This is a genomic window from Streptomyces sp. ATLC9, assembly GCF_057196705.1.
The window spans coordinates 1-477 of the sequence record NZ_JBXUOY010000588.1; the positions used below are offsets into that span (position 1 = coordinate 1).

The window sequence follows — 477 nt, forward strand, 5'->3', positions numbered from 1 at the left end:
TTGGGACTCGTGGGCTCGTATTTGTTTAAAAGAGACACCCGCACGCCCCGGGCGGCGCCGTGCCGTCCACGCCGGGCGTGCCGGGGCCGAACGGGGGGCCGGCCGGGCCCGGTTCGGGGGGAGCCGAGGCCAACGGCGGTGGAAAGCAGACCAGTTCGTGGTTCGCCCCGCGCAAGCCCCCGTCCGGCGGCGTACCGGGTGCGCCCGGCGGTGCGCCGGCCCAGGGGGCCGCGTCCCCCCCGCCGCCGCGGCAGCGCACCGACACCCCGCCGCACGGCTTCCCCGCCGACCGGGCGGACGTCACCGGCCAGATCGGCGCCGTCCGCCCGGGCGGCGCCCCGTCGCACGGCTCGGAGGACACTCCGTCGCACGGCTTCCCCGCCCCGCCGCCGTTCCGGGGCGCGGGCCCCAGCGGGCCGACCACCGGGCCGGCCACCGGCGACATGCCGCTGCCGCCCCCGGTGTTCCGGCAGCAGG

1 pseudogene is annotated in these 477 nt (G+C 79.9%); it reads left to right on the forward strand.

What is annotated here, in order from left to right:
- Positions 1-77: 77 nt before the first annotated feature.
- Positions 78-477, forward strand: a pseudogene (locus AC2CJA_RS27200) (hypothetical protein); the annotation flags it as partial.